Consider the following 23,164-nt stretch of genomic DNA (forward strand, 5'->3'; position numbering starts at 1 on the left):
CGCGTTGGCGTTTCATCATGAAACGTTAGCGCTATGATGATGTTCCATAATGGAACAAAAATCGCGAGGCTCGCCAGGCGGACGGCAGGCGCTCATAGTCGAAGCATAACAACAAGCCGGCGGCGAAGTCGGCGCGTCATCACCTGATATCTGAACGTTACCATCGCCAATTCCCTACAAGGATCCGGTTATGTTGAGAATCATCCAGTCACCAGGCAAATACATTCAGGGCGCCAATGCGTTGGCTGCCGTCGGCGAATACGCCAAATCCCTCGCCGATCACTATTTCGTGATCGCTGACGACTTCGTGATGCAACTGGCGGGCGACACTCTGATGGGCAGCCTGCAGCAGCACGGCGTGAAGCATCATGCGGCCCGCTTCAACGGCGAGTGCTGCCGTAAAGAGATAGACCGGCTCGGCCGCGAGCTGCAGGCCCACGGTTGCCGCGGCGTGATCGGTGTCGGCGGCGGCAAGACGCTCGACACCGCCAAGGCCGTCGCACACTACCAACGGCTGCCGGTGGTGCTCATCCCCACCATCGCCTCCACCGATGCGCCGACCAGCGCGCTGTCGGTTCTTTACACCGAACAGGGCGAATTCGCCGAATACCTGATTTACCCGCGCAACCCGGACATGGTGGTGATGGACAGCGCCATCATCGCCAAAGCGCCGGTGCGCCTGCTGGTGGCGGGCATGGGTGACGCGCTCTCCACCTATTTCGAGGCGCAAGCCTGCTTCGACGCGCAGGCTACCAGCATGGCCGGCGGCAAATCGACGCTGGCGGCGCTCAGCCTGGCGCGGCTGTGTTATGACACGCTGCTGGCCGAAGGGGTGAAGGCCAAACTGGCGGTCGAGGCCGGCGTAGTGACGGAAGCGGTGGAACGCATCATCGAAGCCAATACTTACCTGAGCGGCATCGGCTTCGAGAGCAGCGGATTGGCGGCGGCGCACGCCATTCACAACGGCTTCACGGTGCTGGAGGAGTGCCACCACCTGTATCACGGCGAGAAAGTGGCGTTCGGCACCCTGACGCAGCTGGTGCTACAGAACAGCCCGATGGCGCAGATTGAGACCGTACTGGCGTTTTGCCACAGCATCGGCTTGCCGATCACGCTGGCGCAGATGGGCGTCGCCGGCGATGCGACGGCGAAGATGATGGCGGTGGCCGAGGCCAGCTGTGCCGCCGGCGAAACCATTCACAACATGCCGTTCGAGGTCACCCCCGCCAGCGTGCAGGCGGCGATCCTGACGGCGGATCGGCTGGGCGGCGCCTGGCTGCAGCGTCATTGATACCCTTGGGGCGCGGTGCGCCGCGCCCCTGTTCTTACAGAGGAAACCATCGTGAAAAAACTGATCAATCAGGTCGAGTCGGTGTTGGAAGAGCAGTTGCAGGGGCTGGCGGAGGCCCATCCCGAGCTGCTGGTGCACGCGGATCCGGTGTTCGTGACCCGCGCCGACGCGCCGGTGGCGGGTAAGGTGGCGATCCTGTCCGGCGGCGGCAGCGGCCACGAGCCGATGCACTGCGGTTTCGTCGGTGAAGGGATGCTCGACGGCGCCTGTCCGGGCGAGATTTTCACCTCGCCGACGCCGGATAAAATGTACGAATGCGGTCAGGCGATCGACGGCGGCGCCGGCGTATTGCTGCTGATCAAAAACTACACCGGCGACGTGCTCAACTTCGAAACCGCCACCGAGCTGCTGCACGACAGCGGCGTCGCGGTGGCGACGGTGCTGGTGGATGACGACGTGGCGGTCAAAGACAGCCTGTTCACCGCCGGGCGGCGCGGGGTGGCCAACACCGTGCTGATGGAGAAACTGTTGGGCGCCGCAGCGGCGCGCGGCGACGACCTGGACAGCGTGGTGACGCTGGGGCATCGCATCAACAACCACGGGCATTCGATCGGCATTGCGCTGGGCGCCTGTACCGTCCCCGCCGCCGGCAAGCCGTCGTTCACCCTGGCGGAGAACGAGATGGAGTTCGGCGTCGGCATTCACGGCGAGCCGGGCATTGCGCGCCGCCCGTTCACCACGCTCAACGCGGCGGTGGATGACATGTTCCATACGCTGATCGACCACGGTCACTATCAGCGCACGATCCGCGTCTGGGATCGTCAGCAGGGCGAGTGGCGCGACGAGATGCAGACCAAGCAGCCGCTGACGCGCGGCGATCGGGTGATCGCGTTGGTCAACAACCTGGGTGCCACGCCGCTGTCCGAACTGTACGGTGTGTACCATCGGTTGGCGGAACGTTGCGCCGAGGCGGGCATCATCATCGAACGCAACCTGGTGGGCGCTTACTGCACCTCGCTGGATATGCAAGGCGTGTCCATCACGCTGTTGAACGTGGACGACGAGCTGTTGTCCTTGTGGGATGCGCCGGTGAAAACGCCTGCGCTGCGTTGGGGTTGCTGAGGAGGAATCATGGCGTTGACCAAACAACAGGTCGTCGATTGGCTGATGCGTTGCGGCGAAGTGTTCAGCCGGGAGCGCGATTTTCTGACCCAGCTGGACACCGAGATCGGCGATGCCGACCACGGTCTGAACATGAACCGCGGTTTCAATAAGGTGGTGGAAAAGCTGCCGTCGGTGGCGGACAAAGACATCGGTTTTATCCTGAAAAACACCGGCATGACGCTGCTGTCGAGCGTAGGCGGTGCGAGCGGCCCGCTGTTCGGCACCTTCTTCATCCGCGCGGCGCAGGCGGCGAACGCCAAGCAAAGCCTGGATCTGACGGAGCTGCATCAGGTGATGCAGGAAGGGGTTGAAGGCGTGGTGATGCGCGGCAAAGCGGAGCCGGGCGACAAGACCATGTGCGACGTTTGGTGGCCGGTGGTGGCGAGCCTCGGTCAGTCCGCGCAGCAGAACCTGAGCGTGGCGGAGGCGTTGCAGCGCGCCGCCGACAGCGCCGAGCGGGCGGTGGAGAGCACCATCACCATGCAGGCGCGCAAGGGGCGGGCCAGTTACCTGGGCGAGCGCAGCATCGGCCACCAGGATCCCGGCGCCACTTCGGTGATGCTGATGATGAAAACGCTGGCCGAGGTCGCCGGCAGTTAGCAGGAGGCGAGATGATTAATATCGTGGTGGTTTCGCACAGCGCGTTGCTGGCGCGCGGCGTTGAGCAGTTGGCGCGGCAGATGATGCGTGGCGACGGCTGCAAGCTGGCGCTGGCGGCGGGCGTGGATGACGAGGAGCACCCGATCGGCACCGACGCGGTCAAGGTCATGGAGGCTATTGAATCGGTCGCCGACGGCGATGGCATTCTGGTGCTGATGGATTTGGGCAGCGCGCTGCTCAGTGCGGAAACCGCGCTCGATCTGCTGGATCCGGAGTTGGCCGCCAAGGTGCGGCTTTGCGCCGCGCCGCTGGTCGAAGGCACGCTGGCGGCGGTGGTGGCCGCCAACTCCGGCGCTTCGCTGGAGCAGGTGGTGGCGGAGGCGCAGGGCGCGCTGCAGGCCAAGCAGGCGCAGCTGGGCGAAGGCTCACCGGCCGCGAAGAACGCGGCTTTGCCGCTGGCGCAGGGCAAAAGCATAACCTGGACGGTGCAGAACCCGCACGGGCTGCACGCGCGCCCGGCGGCGCGGCTGGTCGAGGCGCTGGCGCCGTTCAAGGCCGAGCTGGTGCTGGAAAAACAGGGGCAGTGCGTCGATCCGCGCAGCCTCAATCAGCTGGCGCTGCTGCAGGTGCGTCACGGCGACACCATTCGCCTGATCGCCGACGGCGCGCAGGCGGACGAAGCGCTGGCGGCGTTCAAGGCGCTGGCGGAGCAACACTTCGGCGAGACGGTCTCCGAGCGGCAGCAGCCTTCGCTGCATGGCATCCCGGTGGCGGAAAGCGTCACCAGCGGGCCGGTGTTCCAGACCCGCAGTTTCTGGCCGCCAGCCGCCGATCGACGGATTGGCGCGGACGAGGTGTTGGGCGAACAGCAACGCCTGCGGGAGGCGCTGCAGCAAACGTTGAGCGATCTGAACCGGCTGGCGGAGCGCACCGGCACGCTGATCGGCAAGCCGCAGGCGGCGATCTTCGGCGCTCACAGCATGCTGCTGGACGACCCGGATCTGCAGCAGGCGGCTTACACCCGCATTGCGCAGCAGCTGTACAGCGCCGAGCAGGCCTGGCGACAGGTGCTGGAGGCGATCGCCGAAGAGTACCGCGAGCTGGATGACGACTATATGCGGGCGCGCGAACTGGACGTGCGCGACATGCTGCGCCGCACGCTGTGCCATCTAGAGGGGCAGGCGCTGCCGGCCATCGCGCTGGCAGAACCGTCGATACTGGTGATGGACGAGCTGATGCCCTCAGAGGTGGTGATGCTCGACCGCCGGCTGGTGCTCGGCATCTGCCTGAGCGGCGGCAATGCCCTGTCGCACAGCGCCATTTTGGCGAAGGCGATGGGCATTCCGATGGTGGTCGGCATGCAGGATTGCCTGAGCAAAACCCGCAGCGGGCAGAAAGCGATGTTGGACGCCGCGCGCGGGGTGTTGCAGCTCAGCCACTAAGCGCGCAGCTTGAATTGGCGGATGTCGATCCCGTGCTGTTTGATCTTCCGCCACAGGGTGGTGCGGCCGATGCCCAGCAGCTGCGCCATCTCTGTCAGCTGGCCGCGGCTGACGGTCGCCGCGCGGAGGATCGCCTGGCGCTCCATGTCCGTCAGCGTCAACAGCGGCGCGCCGGGCTGCGGATCGCTCTCCAGCAGCGACGGCTGGCCGAGCAGGTGCGCCGGCAGATCCGCCAGCTGGATGTGGTGGCCGTGGCAGATCATCGCCGCGCGCTCCACCACCCCTTTCAGTTCCAAATCGTTGCCCGGCCACAGGTAGAGCGCCAACTGGGTCATCACTTCGTCATCCACCCGAAAGCGGCACTGAAAATGCTGCTCCAGCGTGCGCAGATGGTGTTTGACCAGCAGCGGAATATCGCTCAGCCGCTGACGCAGCGGTGGGATCTGGATCTCGAACGCCTGCAGGCTGTAAAACAGCTGGCGGCGGAAGCGGTTTTGCTGCACCAGCAGCGGCAGATCGGCGGCGCTGCCGGCGATCACCCGCACATCGACCGGGATCACCCGGCTGGAATTGAGGCGGATCACTACGCCGGTTTTCAGCACCTGCAGCAGCGCCGACTGCATCTCCGCCGGCAGGTATTCGATCTGTTCGAGGTACAGCGTGCCGCCGTTGGCCAATTCGAATTTGCTGAGCTGACCGGCCTCTTCTTCGCTGGCGTCGCTGCCCAGCAGTTCACGCAGCCCCTGCGCCTGCGGCAGCAGCTGGCAGTTGAGGGCGATATACGGCCCGGCGGCGCGTTCGCCGGCGTTGTGGATGGCCTGGCTGAGCAGCTCTTTGCCGACGCCTTCCTCCCCGCGCAGCAGGATCGGATGCTGGCCTTTGGCCGCCTGCTGCCCATAACGGATCAGCCGCCGCATCTCCAGCGAGGCGGAGGGCATCTGCTCGAAGCTGTGGCTGACGCGCCCCAACTGGCTGCTGACATACTGGCGCAACCGCTCGAGCGGGTGCAGCAGGGCGATGAAACTGCAGCGATCGCCGTCGAAAATCGGCTTTAGCGTCAGCAAGGCGGCGATAAACTGCCGCTGACTTTCGAAGGTGACCTCGACGTGTTGCAGCGGTTGCTGATCGGCGATGGCGCGTTTGAGTAGGGCTGGCAGCGTCAGCAGTTGCGCCAGCGGTTTGCCCTGGCTCTGCTGTTCGTCCAGCTTCAGCAGGCCGGCGGCGCGTTGGTTGATGTATTGCAGGTAGCCGCGGTGATCCCAGGCCATTACGCCGTCGTCCACGCCGTCCAGCAGGCCGTAAAGCTGATTCAGATGGCGATTGGACTCCGCCAGCAGGCCGTCGGCGTTCAGTGAATTGCCGATTTCGCGGGCGATGGCCAGCGTCAGCGACAAATCACCGGCGGCGCAATCGGCCAGCAGGCAGCCCAACGCGATCGAGCCGCGCTGACGGCCGCTGTTGTCGTAAACCGGCGTGGCGCAGAACGACCAGCCGTGCAGCGCCCGGCGCACATGTTCTTCACCGCTCACTCGCACCGGATGGCCTTCCGCCGCCGCCAGCGCCGGGGCGTTGGTGCCGATCTGCCCCTCTGCCCAATAAGCGCCGGGGGCGAACCCCAATTGCTGCAAATGCTCCCAGGTTTGGGCGTCGCCGCAGCGCCACAGCATGCAGCCGCTCTCGTCGAGGATCATCAGCAGGCAGCGGCGCGGCTCCATGTATTCGCAGGCGTCTTCCAGCGCCGCCTGGCCGAGCGTCAGCAGGTCGTTCTTGCGGCGATAAATCGATTCGAAGGTGGCGCCCTGCGCGCGGTGCGGCGCTTGCCAGACCTCGGGCTGCATCAGGCTGCGGCAGCGCAGCCAGGAGGCGTAAACCGCCTGCGTCGGGCGCAGTGGCGGCGGCAGTTCGCCGTCGTTAATCAAACGCTGCCAGCGTGAATCGTTGTCCATCGAACCTCATCCAGACTGCGAAAACGAGAGTGACGATGATACCACCTGGCGCAGCGGCGGCTGTGAGGCGGTGGGCAGAAGCGGGGGAAATAGGGCAAAAAAAACGGGGTGCGGCGCAGGCCGAACCCCGTGTTTATCAACGTGCGCGCATCAGTTGCGGAATGGGTTGCCGCTGTTGCGAACCGGCTGCGGCTGGCTGACGGCTGGTGCGGCAGCGCGGGTAGCGGTTGGCGCAGGCGCGGCGACCTGTTGCATCGGCGCGTTGTCCTGATAGCCGTCCGCGTAGGCGTCCTGAGCACGGTTCTGCGGCGCGACGGCGTCAGGCGCGGTCGACACCGGTTTGCCCAGTGCGCCGTTCAGCGTCAGCAGATCGTTCTGGTTCAGCGTGCCGAGCGCCGACTTGATGTTCAACTGGTTGATCAGGTAGGTATAACGCGCGCTGGAAAGCTGCTGCTTGGCGTTATACAGGGTACTGGTGGCGTTCAGCACGTCGACGATGGTGCGGGTACCCACCTGGTAACCGGCTTCCATCGCATCCAGAGAGCTCTGCGCGGAGATCACCGCCTGTTTGTAGGCGTTGATGCTGCTGATCGAGGCGTTGACGTTGTTGAACGACGAACGCACGGTCTGCACCACGCCGCGGTGGGCGCTTTCCAGCTGCTCGCTGGCGCCGACAAAGCCGTACTGCGCCTGTTCCACCTGCGAGTTGGTTGCGCCGCCGCTGTACAGCGGCAGGCTGATCGAAACGCCCACCTGGTTTTGGCCGGCATCAGAATTGCTGTAACGGCTGGAGCTCAGCGTGTCGTGAGTGGCGGAACCGTTGTAACGGGTATTGGTGATCCCGGTCGACGCATTCAGGTTGACCGTTGGCATATAGCCGGTCTGCGCAGAGCGGATCTGCTCGCGCGCCAGGTCCTGGCTCAGACGGGCGGACAGCAGGCTCAGGTTGCGCGCTTCCGCTTCTTTCAGCAGGTTGTTCACCGCTTCCGGGCGCTGGGTGCTGAAGCGATCGGTATTCAGCGAGGCCAGCTCCGGATAGAAGGTGCCGGTGATCTGGCGCAGCGCTTCCAGCGCGTTGTCCAGGTTGTTGCGGGCGGTGACTTCGGCCGCCAGCACGGTGTCGTAGGAGGAACGGGCGTTCTGCACGTCGGTGATCGCCACCAGGCCCACGTTGAAGCGCTGGGTGGTTTGATCCAACGTACGGTAAACCGCTTGTTTGTTCGCCTGGGTATAGGAGAGCGTGTCAATGGCGCTCAGCACGTTGAAATAGGCGGTAGCGGTATTGAGGATCAGCTGCTGTTCCGCCGTCTGGAAGGTCACGTCGGAGATGCCGGCGGTCTTTTCCTGCAGCGTCAGCGCGCGCCATTTCGACATGTCGAAAATGGTTTGGGTCAGGCCGAGCGAAGCGCTGGTGACATTGCTGTTGACGCCGTTGCTGTCGCGATAGCCGTTATTGTAGTTGTAACCGGCGCTCAGGCCGAGCTGCGGCAGCAGCGGGCTGCGCGCTTCATTGATCTTTTCGAATGCGGCGTCGCGGTCAGCAGCACTTTTGCGCAGATCCGGGTTACTTTCCCTGGCCTGTTTGTAGACCTGCAGCAGGTTCTCTGCCTGGCTCATTGCACTGAAGCCGCCCAGGCTCAGTCCGATAAGAAGGGGGAGCAGTTTCTTCATTTGCATTCCTTGTTGTGCAGCAATATTGCTATGTTAGCGCTGACGATAGACGAAATAGTTGCCGATTCTAGCAGAGTCTGCGGTGCGCATCAGGTGGCTGAATGTGCCATCTCGCGCAACTTTTACCTTTCAGACCGCCTATTTACCTTGACGTACTGCCTGGGTCGACTGCAGCTGATATTATGGCTGACAATCCGGATTGTTTCCCACTATTACATGCGAGCGCACAAACGTGCCGCATCCGGCGGCGAAAAACAGCCTAACATAAAGCCGCGGCGGACAGTCCCGCTGTTTCTGTCATCAAAACCGTTTATTTTATCGGCATACTCACGCAGGAGAATTCGTTCATGAACCGTTCGCAGCCGTCGCCCGTCACTTTCGACAAAAAAGATGTAGAGATTATTGCACGCGAGACGCTGTACCGTGGTTTTTTTTCACTCAATTTATACCGGTTCCGTCATCGCTTGTTCAATGGCGAAATGAGTCCTGAAATCACGCGTGAAATTTTCGAGCGCGGCCATGCGGCGGTGCTGCTGCCTTACGATCCGGTGCGCGACGAAGTCGTGCTGATTGAACAACTGCGCATCGCCGCGGTCGATACCAGTAATTCGCCCTGGCTGCTGGAAATGGTGGCGGGTATGATCGAAACCGGCGAAAGCGTCGAAGACGTGTGCCGCCGCGAAGCGCAGGAAGAGGCCGGCGTGGTGGTCGGACGTTGCAAACCGGTGCTGAGCTACCTGGCGAGCCCCGGCGGCACCAGCGAACGTCTGTCGATCATGGTCGGCGAGGTGGACGCCGGCACCGCCGAAGGCATCCACGGCCTGGCGGAAGAGCATGAAGATATCCGCGTCCACGTGGTCAGCCGCGAGCAGGCTTACCGTTGGGTCGAAGAGGGCGCGATCGATAACGCCGCATCAGTGATTGCATTGCAATGGCTGGCGTTGCACCATGAATCGTTGAGAAAAGAGTGGGCCAACTAATGAAACAGCGCTATACCCCTGATTTCCCCGAAATGATGAGATTGTGCGAAACCAACTTCGCGCAATTGCGCCGCTTGCTGCCGCGCAACGACGAAGCGGGTGAAACGGTAACTTATCAGGTGAACGGCGCCGGCTATCGTTTGACCATCGTTGAGTCCACGCGTTACACGTCGCTGGTGGAGATCGAGCAGATTTTTCCGGCGGTCAGCTACTGGAGCCTGCCCGCGATGACGGTGCGGTTATACCATGACGCCATGGTTGCGGAAGTGTGTTCCAGCCAGCAGATCTACCGCTTTAAAGCGCGTTATGATTATCCTAATAAAAAGTTGCATCAACGCGACGAAAAGCATCAAATTAACCAGTTTCTTGCTGATTGGCTGCGCTACTGTTTGGCGCATGGAGCGATGGCGGTTCCGGTTTGTTAGACAGACTGAAATAACAAAGGACACCATTTGGAAAGCCTGTTTAAACTGCCTGTGGCGAGTGGGGCCGCGGTCAGGATTCTACAAATAACAGATACCCACCTTTTTGCCGGCGAACACGAGACGCTGCTCGGCATCAATACCTATCGCAGTTATCACGCGGTGCTGGAGGCCATTCAGGCGCAGCGCCGCGATGTCGATCTGATCGTCGCCACGGGAGATTTGGCGCAGGATCATTCGCAGGCGGCGTACCGCCACTTTGCCGCCGGCATTGCGCAACTGCCGGCTCCCTGCGTGTGGCTGCCGGGCAACCACGATTTTCAACCGGCTATGGTCGACGCGTTGGCCGCCGCCGGCATCGCCCCTTCCAAGCAGGTGTTGCTGGGCGACAGCTGGCAGGTGCTGATGTTGGACAGCCAGGTATTCGGCGTACCGCACGGCGAATTGAGCGAATACCAGCTCGAATGGATGGAGCGCTGCCTGCAGGCTCACCCCGAGCGCTATACGCTGTTGCTGTTGCACCATCATCCGCTGCCTTCCGGCTGTACCTGGCTCGATCAGCACAGCCTGCGCAACCCGCATATGCTGGGGGCGATCCTGCTGCGCTACCCGAAAGTGAACACCGTGGTGTGCGGGCACATTCACCAGGATTTGGATCTGGAATGGCAAGGCCGGCGTCTGCTGGCGACGCCGTCCACCTGCGTGCAATTCAAGCCGCACTGCACTAACTTTACCATCGACGACGTCTCTCCCGGTTGGCGCTACCTCGATCTGCTGCCGGACGGCTGCGTCGAGACGCAGGTGTTCCGCCTGGAAAACGACGACTTCCGCCCCGATATGGACTCGGATGGATACTGATGCCTTCGACACTGCTCTACCTGCACGGTTTCAACAGCTCGCCGCAGTCGGCCAAGGCGGTGGCCTTCAAGGCCTGGCTGGCCGAGCGTCATCCCGATATCGAGATGCTGGTGCCGCAGCTGCCGGCGTTTCCGGCGGAGGCCGCCGAGATGCTGGAGAACCTGGTGCTGGAACGCGCCGGGCAAACGCTCGGGCTGGTGGGCTCATCGCTGGGCGGCTATTACGCCACCTGGCTGTCGCAGTGTTTTTCGCTGCCGGCGGTGGTGGTCAACCCGGCGGTCAAGCCGTTTGAGCTGCTGGTCGACTACCTCGGCGCCAACGAGAACCCCTACACCGGCCAGCAATATGTGTTAGAGTCTCGGCACGTTTACGATCTGAAAGTGATGCAGATCGATCCTTTGGAGTCGCCGGATTTAATCTGGCTGCTGCAGCAAACGGGCGATGAAATTCTCGATTACGGCCAGGCAGTGGCGTATTACACCGCGTGTCGGCAAACGGTGGAGTCGGGTGGAAACCACGCCTTCGTCGGTTTCGAGCACTACTTCCCCCTGATTGTGGATTTTTTAGGGCTAAACGCGGTCTGACGGACCGTTCCGGCACCTCCCTTTAACCACGAAAAAATAATCAACGATGACTCAATCCAGCTATAACGCTGATGCCATTGAAGTACTCAGCGGTCTAGAACCAGTGCGCCGTCGTCCCGGCATGTATACCGACACGACGCGCCCAAACCACCTCGGCCAAGAGGTGATCGATAACAGCGTCGACGAAGCGTTGGCCGGCCACGCCAAGCGCATCGACGTGATTCTGCACGCCGATCAGTCGTTGGAAGTGATCGACGACGGCCGCGGCATGCCGGTGGACATCCACCCGGAAGAGGGCGTGCCGGCGGTTGAGTTGATCCTGTGCCGGCTGCACGCCGGCGGTAAATTCTCGAATAAAAACTACCAGTTCTCCGGCGGCCTGCACGGCGTTGGCATCTCGGTGGTCAACGCCCTGTCGAAGCGGGTGGAAGTCAACGTGCGCCGCGATGGCAACGTTTACAGCATCGCCTTCGAAAACGGCGACAAGGTGCAAGATCTGACGGTGACCGGCACCTGCGGCAAACGCAACACCGGCACCAGCGTGCACTTCTGGCCCGACGAACAGTTCTTCGACAGCCCGCGTTTCTCGGTATCGCGCCTGACTCACCTGCTGAAAGCCAAAGCGGTGCTGTGCCCCGGCGTCGAGATCTATTTCATCGACAAGGTGAACAACACCGAACAGCGCTGGTGTTACCAGGACGGCCTGACCGATTACCTGATGGAAGCGGTCAACGGCCTGATCACCCTGCCGGAAGCGCCGTTCGTCGGCAACTTCGCCGGTGACACCGAAGCGGTGGACTGGGCGCTGCTGTGGCTGCCGGAAGGCGGTGAGCTGCTGACCGAAAGCTACGTCAACCTGATCCCGACCATGCAGGGCGGCACCCACGTCAACGGCCTGCGTCAGGGGCTGCTGGACGCGATGCGCGAGTTCTGCGAATTCCGTAATATTCTGCCGCGCGGCGTGAAGCTGTCGGCGGAGGATATCTGGGATCGCTGCGCCTACGTGCTGTCGGTGAAGATGCAGGATCCGCAGTTCGCCGGGCAGACCAAAGAGCGTCTCTCCTCGCGTCAGTGCGCGGCCTTCGTTTCCGGCGTGGTGAAAGACGCCTTCAGCCTGTGGCTGAACCAGAACGTTCAGGCGGCGGAACAGCTGGCCGAGCTGGCGATTTCCAGCGCCCAGCGCCGTCTGCGCGCCGCCAAGAAAGTGGTGCGCAAGAAGCTGACCAGCGGGCCGGCGCTGCCGGGCAAGCTGGCGGACTGCACCTCGCAGGATCTGGCCATGACCGAACTGTTCCTGGTGGAAGGGGACTCGGCGGGCGGATCGGCCAAGCAGGCGCGCGATCGCGAATATCAGGCGATCATGCCGCTGAAGGGCAAGATCCTGAATACCTGGGAAGTCTCCTCGGACGAAGTGCTGGCCTCGCAGGAAGTGCACGACATTTCCGTGGCGATCGGCATCGATCCGGACAGCGAAGACCTCAGCCAGCTGCGCTACGGCAAAATCTGCATTCTGGCGGATGCGGACTCCGACGGCTTGCACATCGCCACGCTGCTGTGCGCGCTGTTCGTGCGCCACTTCCGTTCGCTGGTGAAAGGCGGCCACGTCTATGTCGCCATGCCGCCGCTGTACCGTATCGATCTCGGTAAAGAGGTGTTCTACGCGCTGGATGAAGAAGAAAAAGCCGGCGTGCTGGAACAGCTGAAGCGCAAGAAGGGCAAGCCGAACGTCCAGCGCTTTAAAGGCCTGGGCGAGATGAACCCGCTGCAGCTGCGCGAAACCACCCTCGATCCGAACACCCGCCGTCTGGTGCAGCTGACGGTGGCGGAGGATGACGTCGATCAGACGCTGGCGGTGATGGACATGCTGTTGGCCAAGAAGCGCTCGGAAGATCGCCGCAACTGGCTGCAAGACAAGGGCGACATGGCCGAATTGGCGGTCTGAGCCTGACCCTGGCCCGGCGGTTCGTCGGGCCTGCTTTCCCGCAGGGCGTTCATGCGGCGCCCGATAACCTGGGGCGGAGTGCATGAAGATCACGCTCGAAGAATTGCTGGCGTTCACCTCGGTGGTCGACAGCGGCTCCATTACCTCCGCCGCCGATCAGCTCGGCCAGACCACCTCCGGCATCAGCCGCGCGCTCAGCCGCCTGGAGAACAAGCTCGATACCACCCTGATGCGCCGCACCACGCGTCGCTTAGAGCTGACCGAAGAGGGGCAGAGTTTCCTGAGCCATGCGCGTACGATCATCAGCTCGGTGGAAAATGCCGAGGAGCAAATGGCGGTGCGCCGGCAAATGCCTGCCGGGCGGTTGCGGATCAACGCGGCCGCGCCTTTCATGGAGCACGTCATCGTGCCGATGGTGGCCGGATTTAGAGAACGCTACCCGCAAATTTCGCTCGAATTGAACACCGACAACCTGATTATCGATCTGCTGGAAAAACGCACGGATATCGCCATTCGCATCGGCGTGCTGCGTGATTCGACCATTCACGCGCGCGCGCTGGGGGCCAGCCGGCTGCGCATTCTCGCCAGCCCGGCTTATCTGCAGCGGTGCGGTGTGCCGCAGAGCGTGGATGAGCTGCATCATCATTGCCTGCTGGGTTTTACCCAGCCGGAATCGCTGAACCAGTGGCCGTTGCGTTATCGCCAGGCGCCACATTTCACCATCACGCCAACCCTGGCTGCATCCAGCGGTGAAACGCTGCGGCAATTGGCGCTGCGAGGCGAGGGGATCGTACAGCTGGCAGACTTCATGACCCGCCGCGATCGTGAAGAGGGCCGGCTGGTGACGTTGCTGGAACAGGAGACGCTGGACGTGCGCCAGCCGATCAATGCCGTTTATTACCGCAATACGCAATTGGCGGCGCGCATCACCTGTTTTCTTGACTACGTCAGCGCGCACATCGACGCGCAGACGTTATAAGGCGGGGTTTACAGGGCGTTTTCCAGAATGTAGATCTCGGTGCCCAGCACGCTGTCCTTGATGGTGTCGCGGTGTTTGAGCATGTGCTCAATCGCCAGGTGTTTTTCCAGATGCGCCATGCTTTCCCATTTCTCCAGCATGAATACCGAATCCGGCGACAGCTTCTGCCAGGGGGCTTGGGTATTGCTGTCGATCATCGGCGTATATTCGCCGCAACCTTCTTCCGCCAGCACCAGCGGCACCAATTTTTCAATGGCTTGCAGTACGGTGGCGCGGTGGCCCGGTTTGGCTTTGATTTCTGCAATTACAGTGATCATGCTTGCCTCGTTAATGAAGATATTCTGGCTCAGTTAAGCAAAAATTTTCGCCAGATGCTCGCGATAACGTGCGATATCCGTCTCGATATCCGGTTGTTTTATCACGTCATTGCAGATAAAGGTCGGCAGCGCTTCCATTCCCAGGAACTGATTGGCTTTGTGGAAGTGCAGATAAACGCCATCGACGCCGACGCCGTGGAAGAACTGATCGGGATCGGTGAAAGCTTCCAGCGGGGCGTTCCAGGTCAGGCTCAGCAGGTATTTCTTGCCCTGGATCAGGCCGCCGGAGCCGTATTTTTTACCGGCGTCGGTGCGGGTGCGGCCGTCGCTGGCGTACAGGCTGCCGTGACCGGCGGTGAACACTTCATCGATGTATTTTTTCAGGATCCAGGGCTCGCCCATCCACCAGCCCGGCATCTGATAGATGACCGCGTCGGCCCACAGGTATTTCTGTACTTCGGCCTCGATGTCATAGCCGTCGTCGACCACGGTGACCTGCACATCGTGCTGCAGATCGCGCAGGAAGCTTTCCGCCACGTCGCTCAGGGTTTGGTTGAGTTCGCCGTTAGAATGGCCGAATTGCTTTTTAGCGTTGATAATCAGGATATTGCTCATCTTTCGCGGCTCCCGTCAGAGTTAAGATATGGCATGATTCCCGCCGCAAAGGGGGAAACTACCTAGCTGGCGATGAGTGTAATCGTTAGCCGCGCAGGTAAAAATGCGATCTGGCGCACAACAGTGTTGACTGTCAGTCAATAAACAGGCCGCCAGAGAGCGAAATTTTGCATAAACCGCATAGCGCAACCGGCCGTCGCCGGCGATCCTTGCGCCAACTGTGACAGCTACCCCGCAGATGGGTTACTATCGCGGGCAGAATCGACAAGCGATGCCTTTTGTCGTCCAAGGGATTGCCAAGCCACGGTCTGAGGATAATTGAGTAATGAGTGATCTGACTCATGACGGTGTAGAGCGTTTACCGCTGCACACATTCACTGAAAACGCCTATCTGAACTATTCCATGTACGTCATCATGGATCGGGCGTTGCCGTACATTGGCGACGGTTTGAAGCCGGTACAACGCCGCATCATCTACGCCATGTCTGAGCTGGGGCTGAACAACAGCGCCAAATTCAAAAAATCCGCCCGTACCGTGGGCGACGTGTTGGGTAAATACCACCCGCACGGCGACAGCGCGTGTTATGAAGCCATGGTGCTGATGGCGCAGCCGTTCTCGTACCGCTATCCGCTGGTGGACGGCCAGGGGAACTGGGGTGCGCCGGACGATCCCAAGTCGTTCGCGGCGATGCGTTATACCGAATCGCGCCTGTCCAAATACGCCGAAGTGTTGCTGGCCGAACTGGGTCAGGGCACGGTCGACTGGATCCCGAACTTCGACGGTACGCTGCAAGAGCCGAAGATGCTGCCGGCGCGTCTGCCGAACATCCTGCTGAACGGCACCACCGGCATCGCGGTCGGCATGGCGACCGATATTCCGCCGCATAACGTGCGCGAAGTCGCCGCCGCTGCGGTGGCGCTGCTCGACAAGCCGGGCGCTTCACTCGACGATCTGCTCGAATTCGTGCAGGGGCCGGACTTCCCGACCGAAGCCGAGATCATCACCCCGCGCGATGAAATTCGTAAGATCTACCAGAGCGGCCGCGGTTCGGTGCGCATGCGCGCCGTGTGGAAGAAAGAAGACGGCAGCGCGGTGATCACCGCCTTGCCGCACCAGGTGTCCGGTGCCAAGGTGCTGGAGCAGATCGCCAGTCAGATGCGCGCTAAAAAGTTGCCGATGGTCGAAGATCTGCGCGATGAGTCCGACCACGAAAACCCGACGCGTCTGGTGATCGTGCCGCGCTCCAACCGCATCGATCTGGAGCAGGTGATGAATCACCTGTTCGCCACTACCGATCTGGAACGCAGCTACCGCATCAATATGAACATGATCGGTCTGGACAACCGCCCGCAGGTGAAAGGGCTGGTGGAGATCCTCACCGAATGGTTGGCCTACCGTCGCGATACGGTGCGCCGCCGCCTGAACTACCGCCTCGAGAAGGTGCTGAAGCGCCTGCATATCCTCGAAGGTTTGCTGGTGGCGTTCCTCAACATCGACGAGGTGATCCACATCATCCGCAGCGAGGATGAACCGAAGCCAGTGCTGATGCAGCGTTTCGGCATCTCCGACACCCAGGCGGAAGCGATCCTCGAGCTGAAACTGCGTCACCTGGCCAAGCTGGAAGAGGTCAAGATCCGCGGCGAACAGGATGAGCTGGCGAAAGAGCGCGATCAGCTGCAGGCGCTGCTGGCGTCCGAGCGCAAGCTGAACACGCTGATTAAGAAAGAGATCCAGGCCGACGCGCAGACCTACGGCGACGATCGCCGTTCGCCGCTGACCGAGCGTGCGGAAGCCAAGGCAATGAGCGAGCACGACTTCGTGCCGTCCGAGCCGGTAACCATCGTGCTGTCGGAAATGGGCTGGGTGCGCAGCGCCAAGGGTCACGATATCGATCCGAGCGGTTTGAGCTACAAGGCCGGCGACAGCTTCCGTGGCGCGGCGCGCGGCAAGAGCAACCAGCCGGTGGTGTTCATCGACTCTACCGGGCGCAGCTATGCGCTCGATCCGATGACGCTGCCTTCGGCGCGCGGGCAGGGCGAGCCGTTGACCGGCAAGCTGACGCCGCCGCCGGGCGCCACCATTGAACAGGTGCTGATGGCGGCCGACGATCAGAAACTGTTGATGGCCTCCGACGCCGGTTACGGCTTCGTTTGCACCTTCAACGATCTGGTGGCGCGCAACCGCGCCGGCAAGGTGATGATCACGCTGCCGGACAACGCCAGAGCGCTGCCGCCGATGGAGATCCACGGCGCAGACGACATGCTGCTGTCGATCACCGCCGCCGGGCGCATGCTGATGTTCCCGGTCGCCGATCTGCCGCAGCTGTCGAAGGGCAAGGGCAACAAGATCGTCTCCATTCCGGCGGCGCAGGCCGCGGCCGGCGAAGACAAACTGGCCTGGCTGTTCGTGTTGCCGCCGCAGGCCTCCGTCACGCTGCACGTCGGCAAACGCAAGCTGACGCTGCGTCCTGAAGATCTGCAGAAATTCCGTGCGGAACGCGGCCGTAAAGGCACCCAGCTGCCGCGCGGTCTGCAGCGCATCGATCGCGTGGAAGTGGATGCGCCGGTGCGGGCTGCGGGCGGCGACAGCGAAGAGTAAGCGTTGGCGCTGGCGTTAACGGGCGGTCGCAGCGTGCTGTGGCCGCCTTATTTATTTTTGCTGGCGTTTATTTTCCAAATAGTTAACATTTCTGCGCATAAAATTATTGTGCGTACTGCCGCCTGGCGGGAAAATAGCGAGAAATGCAGGCGACATGGGCGTGCTTTCCGCCTTGCCGGCAAATAATGAGTAAAGGAATCTGCGCAGCGAAGTAAACTGCGTTGGCAGTGTGCTAATGAGGTTGTTATGTTATTGATTTTGCGTGCCGTTCTCGCCACTCTTTTCTGTATTCTGGTGTGTATTTTCGGTTCTGTTTATTGCTTGTTCAGCCCGCGCAACCCTCGCCATGTGGCGACCTTCGGCCATCTTTTCGGCCGTCTGTCGACGCTGTTCGGCATCAAGGTTGAAACCCGCGTGCCGGCCGATGCGGCCAACAACGGCAACTGCATCTATATCGCCAACCACCAAAATAACTACGACATGGTGACGGCCTCCAATATCGTGCAGCCGCGCACCGTGACCGTCGGTAAAAAAAGTCTGGTGTGGATCCCGTTTTTCGGCCCGCTGTATTGGCTGACCGGTAATCTGCTGATAGATCGTGATAATCGCGCCAAGGCGCACGGCACCATCGCCCAGGTGGCGGAGCAGTTCAAGAAGAAAGACATTTCGATCTGGATGTTCCCGGAAGGGACCCGCAGCCGCGGGCGCGGGCTGATGCCGTTTAAAACCGGCGCGTTCCACGCGGCCATCGCCGCCGGCGTGCCGATTGTGCCGATCTGCGTATCCACCACCAGCGGTAATATAAATCTTAACCGTTGGAATAACGGTCATGTGATCGTCGAGATGTTGGCGCCGGTGGATACCAGCAAGTACGGCAAAGAAAACGTGCGCGGGCTGGCGGCCCATTGCCGCGAGCTGATGGAGGCGAAAATCGCCGAATTGGACGCCGAAGTCGCCCAGCGCAACGCCGCAAAAAAATAAGAGTCTACCGGCTTCAAAGAATAGGGTTTTAATTGGCGTTCAGCGCCGTTAACGCCTGAACGCCTGCTAATCTTGATTGGCGGGCGTTTGGGTTTTGCACACGGTTTAGTTATTGCTTTTCATGGAGAAAATATGTCACTCAGTCGACGTCAGTTTTTACAGGCATCGGGCCTGGCGCTGTGCGCGGGCGCCGTGCCGCTGAGGGCTGAGGCGAGCGGAACGCAGACCCCGTTACCCATTCCCCCGCTGCTGGAATCTCGCCGCGGTCAGCCGCTGTTCCTGACCTTGCAGCGCGCCCACTGGGCGTTTATGGATAACCGCAAAGCGGCGGTGTGGGGCATCAACGGCATGTACCTGGGGCCGACGGTGCGGGTTTACAGCGGTGATGACGTCAAACTGATCTACAGCAACCGTCTGCAGGAGCCGGTGGCGATGACCATCAGCGGTCTGCAGGTGCCGGGCACCCTGATGGGCGGCGCGCCGCGCATGATGTCGCCTAACGTTGACTGGTCGCCGGTGCTGCCTATTCGCCAGGCGGCGGCCACCTGCTGGTACCACGCCAACACGCCAAACCGTATGGCGCCGCACGTATACAACGGGCTGGCCGGGCTGTGGCTGGTGGAAGATGCCGTCAGCAAAGCGCTGCCGCTGCCCAACCACTACGGTGTCGACGATTTCCCGCTGATCATTCAGGACAAACGCTTCGATAACTTCGGCACGCCGCAATACGATGCACCGTCGCAGGGCGGTTTCGTCGGCGATACGCTGCTGGTCAACGGCGTGCAAAACCCGTATGTCGAAGTGTCGCGCGGCTGGGTGCGTTTGCGTTTGCTCAACGCTTCCAATGCCCGGCGTTATACCCTGCAGCTCAGCGACGGGCGGCCGTTCAACGTGATCGCCAGCGATCAGGGCTTCCTGCCTGCGCCGGTCGCGGTGCAACAGCTGTCGTTGGCGCCGGGGGAACGTCGGGAAGTGCTGATCGACATGTCGAAGGGCGACGAGGTGACCATCACCGCCGGTGAAGCGGCGGGCATCATGGATCGCCTGCGCGGCCTGTTCGAACCGTCGAGCATTCTGGTGTCCACTCAGGTGCTGACGCTACGCCCAACCGGCCTGCTGCCGCTGGTGACCGACAACCTGCCGATGCGCCTGCTGGCGGATCAGCTGTTGGACGGCAGCGCCAGCCGCACCCGCGATTTCCGCCTGGGTGAGGGTGGCGTCGGCATCAACGGCGCGATTTGGGACATGAACCGCATCGACGTGCAGGCGCAGCAAGGCACCTGGGAACGCTGGAACATTCATGCGGATACGCCGCAGGCGTTCCATATTCAGGGCGTGCAGTTCCTGATCAAACGCGTTAACGGCGCGCAGCCGATGGCGGAAGATCGCGGCTGGAAGGATACCGTCTGGGTCGATGGCGACGTTGAGCTGTTGGTGTATTTCAACCAACCCACCTCCGAACACTTCCCGTTCCTGTATTACAGCCAGACGCTGGAGATGGCCGACCGCGGCACCGCCGGCCAGCTGATGGTGCAGCCGGCGATGTAATCTGCTCTGCGGGCCGCTTACGGCGCCCGCAGCATTTCCAAAAAGGCCTGCACCACCGGTGTAACGCTGTCGGTGCGGTATACCGCGTACAGATCCGCCGAAGGCGCGTGCTGCAGCGAGCAAAACCGCACGCCGGGCCATGGGATGCGGCCGTAGCTGTCCGGCAGCAGCGTAATGCCGCAGCCTTCCGCCACCAGCGCCAGCAGGGTCTGCGGCTCGTTAACCTGATACGCGACGTCCGGCAGGAATCCCTGTTGCAGGCACAGATTGTGCAGATACAGCCCCAGGCTGGCCTCATGCGGCGGCAGCACGATGAAGCTGTCGTTCTGCAGCGCCGCCAGCGGAATATTTTCCTGCTGCGCCAGCGGGTGATCGAGCGGCAGCACCACGGCGATGCTTTCGCACGCCAGCCGTTGGCAGGTCAATCCCGGCAGCGTCTGCTGCTGCGCTTCTCGCCATACCCCGATATCGATATGCCGCTTTTGCAACGCGGCGATTTGCTGGCTGGGCGTCAGCTCGTTCAATGACCAGGTGACGCCGACGCTCTGCTCGCTGAAGCGCCGCAGCGCCGCGATCAAACCGCCCCAGGCTGAGGTGCCGACCATGCCGACCACCATGTGGCCGCCTTCGCCGCGCCCCATTTGTTGTACCTGATGCAGCGCGCTGTCGGCCTGATCCAGCAGCCGTTCGACGTTGCGCAGTAGCGTGCGGCCGGCCGGCGTCAGCGTCATGGAGCGGGTGGTGCGTTTGAACAGCACTACCCCGAGCTGGCTTTCCAGTTCCTTGATGTGCTTGCTGAGCGGCGGCTGTGACATATTCAGCCGCCGCGCCGCCTGAGTAAAATTCATCTCTTCCGCCACCACGCGGAAATAATGCAGCAGGCGGAAGTTAATCCGACCGGGGTCGGGCAGGGCATGGGGCGGGTTCATCCGGGGTAGCGCCTCCTGTGACGCAGCTCAACTTATAGGTAAATGGAATAAATCGGCCGCCAAGAATGTATTGGTCTCGGCCATGCCTCGCTCTCTACTATGGGCATTATTGTCCCCCGCTGAAAGAGAGAATACGATGTTTAATCAAGAAGATGCTTTTACCTGCGCCGATGTCGTCCGCGCCCGCCTGCCGGGTTTCCAGCCGAAGGCGGCCTTGATTCTCGGCTCCGGGCTCGGCGCCCTGGCGGAGGTGATGACCGAAACCGTCACCATCGATTACGCGGAGCTGCCAGGTTTCCCGGTGAGCGGCGTCGCCGGCCACGCCGGGCAACTGGTTGCCGGCAAGCTGGAGGGCGTGCCGGTATTGTGCATGAAAGGGCGCGGTCATTTCTATGAAGGGCGTGGCATGCAGGTGATGACGACTGCGGTGCGCACCTTCAAGTTGCTGGGCTGTGAATTCCTGCTGGCGACCAACGCCGCCGGTTCGCTGCGCCGCTCGGTGGCGCCGGGCAGCCTGGTGGCCATTACCGATCACATCAACTTCATGCCGGAATCGCCGCTGGTCGGCGCCAATGACGATCGCTTCGGGCCGCGCTTCTTCAGCCTGGCGAACGCTTACGATCGCGATCTGCGCGCCCAGTTGGCGGCGGTGGCCGAAAGCGCCGGCATCCCGCTGGCGGAAGGGGTGTTCGCCGCCTACACCGGGCCGAACTTCGAAACGCCGGCGGAGATCCGCATGATGCAAACCCTCGGCTGTGACGTGGTGGGCATGTCGATCGTGCCGGAAGTTCTGACGGCGCGCCACTGTGGCCTCAAGGTGCTGGTGGTGTCCGCGATGACCAACTACGCCGAAGGGCTGTCGGATACCCCGCTCTCCCATGAACAAACGCTCAGCTGCGCGGCGCTGGCGGCGGACGATTTCATGCGTCTGATCCGCGAGCTGTTCAAAACGCTGTAAGACCGCAAGCATACCGGCGGCGGGCTGCAGGGGGCCCGCCGCACCAATCATCGTTGAAAGCATAATAACAAGGTGATGGCGATGGCGATAAAAACACGATTGAAGGTAATGATTTTCCTGCAGTTCTTTATCTGGGGTGCCTGGCTGGTGACGCTGGGCTCCTACATGATCAACACGCTGCATTTCAGCGGCATGCAGGTGGGGATGGTCTACAGCGCCAAGGGCATCGCGGCGCTGATCATGCCGGGGCTGGCGGGCATCATCGCCGATCGGTGGATGAAGGCCAACTACCTGTATGCGCTTTGCCACCTGCTCGGGGCGCTGGCGCTGTACTGCGCGGCGCAGGTTGAACAACCGATGCTGATGTTCTGGGTGATGCTGTTCAACGCCATGGTCTATATGCCGACCATCGCGCTCTCCAACGCCATTTCCTATTTCTGCCTGGAGAAACACGGCTTTGACACGGTGAAGGACTTTCCGCCGGTGCGGGTGTACGGCACGGTGGGATTCATTCTGGCGATGTGGCTGGTCGGTTTCAGCCAAATCGAGCTCAGTAACCTGCAGCTGTATCTGGCATCTGCGGCCTCGCTGCTGCTGTCCGCCTACTCGCTGACGTTGCCGCGCTGCCCGACCAACCGCGCGGCCGAGTCGAAGAGCTGGGTCAGCGTGCTGGGATTGGATGCGCTGGTGCTGTTCCGCCAGCGGCGCATGGCGCTGTTTTTCCTGTTCGCCATGTTGCTTGGCGCGGCGCTGCAGATAACCAATACCTTCGGCAATCCGTTCCTGCACGATCTGTCGCTCAATCCGCTGTATCAGGACAGCCTTAGCGTCCGGTATCCGGCGGTGCTGCTGTCGCTGTCGCAGATCTCCGAAGTGTTCTTTATCCTCACCATTCCCTTCTTCCTGCGCCGTTACGGCATCAAGCAGGTCATGTTGATCAGCATGGCGGCCTGGACGCTGCGCTTCCTGTTCCTGGCCTATGGCACGCCGGTCGGCTTTGGTTTCGTGCTGCTGCTGTTGTCGATGATCGTCTACGGCTGTGCGTTCGACTTCTTCAATATTTCCGGCGCCATTTTCGTCGAGAAGGAGGCCGATCACCGCATCCGCGCCAGTGCGCAGGGGCTGTTCATGACCATGGTCAACGGCTTGGGCGCCTATCTGGGGGCGCTAGCCAGTGGCGAGGTGGTGGACTTCTTCAGCCATGACGGCGTGAAAGACTGGCAGAGCATCTGGTTGGTGTTTGCGCTGTATACGCTGGTGCTGGGGATCGTCTTCGCATTGAGCTTCAACTACCGCCACCAGCCGCAGGAGAGCGCGGCGGCGGCGCAGTGAGGCAGA

21 protein-coding genes are annotated in these 23,164 nt (G+C 61.7%); 16 read left to right on the forward strand and 5 right to left on the reverse strand.

Annotation, left to right across the window (positions count from 1 at the left end):
* Nucleotides 1-190 precede the first annotated feature (190 nt).
* The 4 genes from GKN89_RS15625 to dhaM are packed head-to-tail and all read left to right on the forward strand — an operon-like array spanning nucleotide 191 to nucleotide 4,497.
* Nucleotides 191-1,291: a glycerol dehydrogenase gene (locus tag GKN89_RS15625; RefSeq protein WP_154747306.1), complete on the forward strand. Its 1,101-nt coding sequence runs from the start codon at nucleotides 191-193 to the stop codon at nucleotides 1,289-1,291.
* A 51-nt stretch (nucleotides 1,292-1,342) separates the two neighbouring features.
* The gene (gene dhaK / locus GKN89_RS15630; protein WP_019453070.1) at nucleotides 1,343-2,413 is read left to right on the forward strand and encodes a dihydroxyacetone kinase subunit DhaK; all 1,071 of its coding nucleotides are present in this window, start codon (nucleotides 1,343-1,345) and stop codon (nucleotides 2,411-2,413) included.
* Between the two features lie 9 nt (nucleotides 2,414-2,422).
* Complete coding sequence (dhaL, locus tag GKN89_RS15635; RefSeq protein ID WP_154747307.1) at nucleotides 2,423-3,055, forward strand: dihydroxyacetone kinase subunit DhaL; 633 nt, start codon at nucleotides 2,423-2,425, stop codon at nucleotides 3,053-3,055.
* 11 nt (nucleotides 3,056-3,066) lie between these two features.
* Entirely contained in the window at nucleotides 3,067-4,497 is a 1,431-nt protein-coding gene (gene dhaM / locus GKN89_RS15640) for a dihydroxyacetone kinase phosphoryl donor subunit DhaM (protein WP_154747308.1), read from the forward strand.
* Here the strand turns inward: dhaM and dhaR are convergent.
* Entirely contained in the window at nucleotides 4,494-6,443 is a 1,950-nt protein-coding gene (dhaR, locus tag GKN89_RS15645; RefSeq protein WP_154747309.1) for a dihydroxyacetone kinase operon transcriptional regulator DhaR, read from the reverse strand. The two genes, dhaM and dhaR, sit on opposite strands and share 4 nt — an antisense overlap.
* Nucleotides 6,444-6,593: 150 nt before the next feature.
* Nucleotides 6,594-8,114, reverse strand: coding sequence for an outer membrane channel protein TolC (gene tolC / locus GKN89_RS15650; protein ID WP_154747310.1), 1,521 nt, complete (start codon nucleotides 8,112-8,114; stop codon nucleotides 6,594-6,596).
* Between the two features lie 347 nt (nucleotides 8,115-8,461).
* On the opposite strand from tolC, the gene nudF reads away from it, so the two are divergent.
* The 6 genes from nudF (at nucleotide 8,462) to GKN89_RS15680 (ending at nucleotide 13,879) form a co-directional block, all read left to right on the forward strand.
* A complete protein-coding gene (gene nudF, locus GKN89_RS15655) occupies nucleotides 8,462-9,094 on the forward strand; it encodes an ADP-ribose diphosphatase (RefSeq protein ID WP_004937242.1) in 633 nt (210 codons plus the stop codon).
* On the forward strand, nucleotides 9,094-9,519 hold the full coding sequence (locus tag GKN89_RS15660; RefSeq protein WP_004937244.1) for a DUF1249 family protein: 426 nt from the start codon (nucleotides 9,094-9,096) through the stop codon (nucleotides 9,517-9,519). The genes nudF and GKN89_RS15660 overlap by 1 nt, the downstream gene beginning before the upstream one ends.
* A gap of 27 nt (nucleotides 9,520-9,546) precedes the next feature.
* The gene (gene cpdA, locus GKN89_RS15665) at nucleotides 9,547-10,374 is read left to right on the forward strand and encodes a 3',5'-cyclic-AMP phosphodiesterase (RefSeq protein ID WP_154747311.1); all 828 of its coding nucleotides are present in this window, start codon (nucleotides 9,547-9,549) and stop codon (nucleotides 10,372-10,374) included.
* The gene (yqiA, locus tag GKN89_RS15670) at nucleotides 10,374-10,958 is read left to right on the forward strand and encodes an esterase YqiA (protein WP_154747312.1); all 585 of its coding nucleotides are present in this window, start codon (nucleotides 10,374-10,376) and stop codon (nucleotides 10,956-10,958) included. Before cpdA ends, yqiA begins: the two co-directional genes overlap by 1 nt.
* Before the next feature lie 46 nt (nucleotides 10,959-11,004).
* On the forward strand, nucleotides 11,005-12,900 hold the full coding sequence (gene parE / locus GKN89_RS15675; protein WP_004937254.1) for a DNA topoisomerase IV subunit B: 1,896 nt from the start codon (nucleotides 11,005-11,007) through the stop codon (nucleotides 12,898-12,900).
* 82 nt (nucleotides 12,901-12,982) lie between these two features.
* The gene (locus GKN89_RS15680) at nucleotides 12,983-13,879 is read left to right on the forward strand and encodes a LysR substrate-binding domain-containing protein (RefSeq protein WP_019453062.1); all 897 of its coding nucleotides are present in this window, start codon (nucleotides 12,983-12,985) and stop codon (nucleotides 13,877-13,879) included.
* Between the two features lie 8 nt (nucleotides 13,880-13,887).
* On the opposite strand, the gene GKN89_RS15685 is transcribed toward GKN89_RS15680, so the two are convergent.
* Both GKN89_RS15685 and GKN89_RS15690 read right to left on the reverse strand, forming a co-directional pair.
* Nucleotides 13,888-14,196, reverse strand: a complete 309-nt coding sequence (locus GKN89_RS15685) for a putative quinol monooxygenase (protein WP_019453061.1) — start codon at nucleotides 14,194-14,196, stop codon at nucleotides 13,888-13,890.
* Between the two features lie 33 nt (nucleotides 14,197-14,229).
* Nucleotides 14,230-14,811: an NAD(P)H-dependent oxidoreductase gene (locus tag GKN89_RS15690; RefSeq protein ID WP_019453060.1), complete on the reverse strand. Its 582-nt coding sequence runs from the start codon at nucleotides 14,809-14,811 to the stop codon at nucleotides 14,230-14,232.
* Nucleotides 14,812-15,136: 325 nt separating this feature from the next.
* Between GKN89_RS15690 and parC the strand changes: the two genes are divergently transcribed.
* The 4 genes from parC to ftsP all read left to right on the forward strand — a co-directional run bounded on the left by parC (nucleotide 15,137) and on the right by ftsP (nucleotide 19,939).
* Nucleotides 15,137-17,410 (forward strand): DNA topoisomerase IV subunit A, encoded by a 2,274-nt coding sequence (parC, locus tag GKN89_RS15695; RefSeq protein WP_019453059.1) that lies wholly within the window; start codon nucleotides 15,137-15,139, stop codon nucleotides 17,408-17,410.
* 3 nt (nucleotides 17,411-17,413) lie between these two features.
* Nucleotides 17,414-17,596 (forward strand): hypothetical protein, encoded by a 183-nt coding sequence (locus GKN89_RS15700; RefSeq protein WP_154747313.1) that lies wholly within the window; start codon nucleotides 17,414-17,416, stop codon nucleotides 17,594-17,596.
* Between the two features lie 60 nt (nucleotides 17,597-17,656).
* Nucleotides 17,657-18,391: a 1-acylglycerol-3-phosphate O-acyltransferase gene (locus GKN89_RS15705; RefSeq protein ID WP_154747314.1), complete on the forward strand. Its 735-nt coding sequence runs from the start codon at nucleotides 17,657-17,659 to the stop codon at nucleotides 18,389-18,391.
* A 132-nt stretch (nucleotides 18,392-18,523) separates the two neighbouring features.
* Nucleotides 18,524-19,939 carry a cell division protein FtsP gene (gene ftsP, locus GKN89_RS15710; RefSeq protein WP_019453057.1) on the forward strand — a complete coding sequence of 472 codons (1,416 nt, stop codon included), beginning with the start codon at nucleotides 18,524-18,526 and terminating at the stop codon, nucleotides 19,937-19,939.
* Between the two features lie 17 nt (nucleotides 19,940-19,956).
* Here ftsP and GKN89_RS15715 read toward each other — a convergent pair whose 3' ends face one another.
* A complete protein-coding gene (locus GKN89_RS15715) occupies nucleotides 19,957-20,868 on the reverse strand; it encodes a LysR family transcriptional regulator (protein ID WP_154747315.1) in 912 nt (303 codons plus the stop codon).
* 136 nt (nucleotides 20,869-21,004) lie between these two features.
* On the opposite strand from GKN89_RS15715, the gene xapA reads away from it, so the two are divergent.
* On the forward strand, nucleotides 21,005-21,826 hold the full coding sequence (gene xapA, locus GKN89_RS15720; protein WP_063918732.1) for a xanthosine phosphorylase: 822 nt from the start codon (nucleotides 21,005-21,007) through the stop codon (nucleotides 21,824-21,826).
* A gap of 81 nt (nucleotides 21,827-21,907) precedes the next feature.
* The gene (locus GKN89_RS15725; protein WP_074055137.1) at nucleotides 21,908-23,158 is read left to right on the forward strand and encodes a nucleoside permease; all 1,251 of its coding nucleotides are present in this window, start codon (nucleotides 21,908-21,910) and stop codon (nucleotides 23,156-23,158) included.
* The last annotated feature ends 6 nt before the right edge of the window (nucleotides 23,159-23,164 follow it).

The organism is Serratia sp. YC16 (assembly GCF_009707615.1).
GTDB classification, from domain to species: domain Bacteria; phylum Pseudomonadota; class Gammaproteobacteria; order Enterobacterales; family Enterobacteriaceae; genus Serratia; species Serratia surfactantfaciens.

What these genes read in the sequence shown, in the direction of transcription:
- GKN89_RS15625 (WP_154747306.1), top strand. Translation starts at nt 191, where the DNA reads ATGTTGAGAATCATCCAGTCACCAGGCAAATACATTCAGGGCGCCAAT.
- dhaL (WP_154747307.1), top strand. Translation starts at nt 2,423, where the DNA reads ATGGCGTTGACCAAACAACAGGTCGTCGATTGGCTGATGCGTTGCGGC.
- dhaM (WP_154747308.1), top strand. Translation starts at nt 3,067, where the DNA reads ATGATTAATATCGTGGTGGTTTCGCACAGCGCGTTGCTGGCGCGCGGC.
- dhaR (WP_154747309.1), bottom strand. Translation starts at nt 6,443, where the DNA reads ATGGACAACGATTCACGCTGGCAGCGTTTGATTAACGACGGCGAACTG.
- tolC (WP_154747310.1), bottom strand. Translation starts at nt 8,114, where the DNA reads ATGAAGAAACTGCTCCCCCTTCTTATCGGACTGAGCCTGGGCGGCTTC.
- nudF (WP_004937242.1), top strand. Translation starts at nt 8,462, where the DNA reads ATGAACCGTTCGCAGCCGTCGCCCGTCACTTTCGACAAAAAAGATGTA.
- GKN89_RS15660 (WP_004937244.1), top strand. Translation starts at nt 9,094, where the DNA reads ATGAAACAGCGCTATACCCCTGATTTCCCCGAAATGATGAGATTGTGC.
- yqiA (WP_154747312.1), top strand. Translation starts at nt 10,374, where the DNA reads ATGCCTTCGACACTGCTCTACCTGCACGGTTTCAACAGCTCGCCGCAG.
- parE (WP_004937254.1), top strand. Translation starts at nt 11,005, where the DNA reads ATGACTCAATCCAGCTATAACGCTGATGCCATTGAAGTACTCAGCGGT.
- GKN89_RS15680 (WP_019453062.1), top strand. Translation starts at nt 12,983, where the DNA reads ATGAAGATCACGCTCGAAGAATTGCTGGCGTTCACCTCGGTGGTCGAC.
- GKN89_RS15685 (WP_019453061.1), bottom strand. Translation starts at nt 14,196, where the DNA reads ATGATCACTGTAATTGCAGAAATCAAAGCCAAACCGGGCCACCGCGCC.
- GKN89_RS15690 (WP_019453060.1), bottom strand. Translation starts at nt 14,811, where the DNA reads ATGAGCAATATCCTGATTATCAACGCTAAAAAGCAATTCGGCCATTCT.
- parC (WP_019453059.1), top strand. Translation starts at nt 15,137, where the DNA reads ATGAGTGATCTGACTCATGACGGTGTAGAGCGTTTACCGCTGCACACA.
- GKN89_RS15705 (WP_154747314.1), top strand. Translation starts at nt 17,657, where the DNA reads ATGTTATTGATTTTGCGTGCCGTTCTCGCCACTCTTTTCTGTATTCTG.
- ftsP (WP_019453057.1), top strand. Translation starts at nt 18,524, where the DNA reads ATGTCACTCAGTCGACGTCAGTTTTTACAGGCATCGGGCCTGGCGCTG.
- GKN89_RS15715 (WP_154747315.1), bottom strand. Translation starts at nt 20,868, where the DNA reads ATGAACCCGCCCCATGCCCTGCCCGACCCCGGTCGGATTAACTTCCGC.
- xapA (WP_063918732.1), top strand. Translation starts at nt 21,005, where the DNA reads ATGTTTAATCAAGAAGATGCTTTTACCTGCGCCGATGTCGTCCGCGCC.
- GKN89_RS15725 (WP_074055137.1), top strand. Translation starts at nt 21,908, where the DNA reads ATGGCGATAAAAACACGATTGAAGGTAATGATTTTCCTGCAGTTCTTT.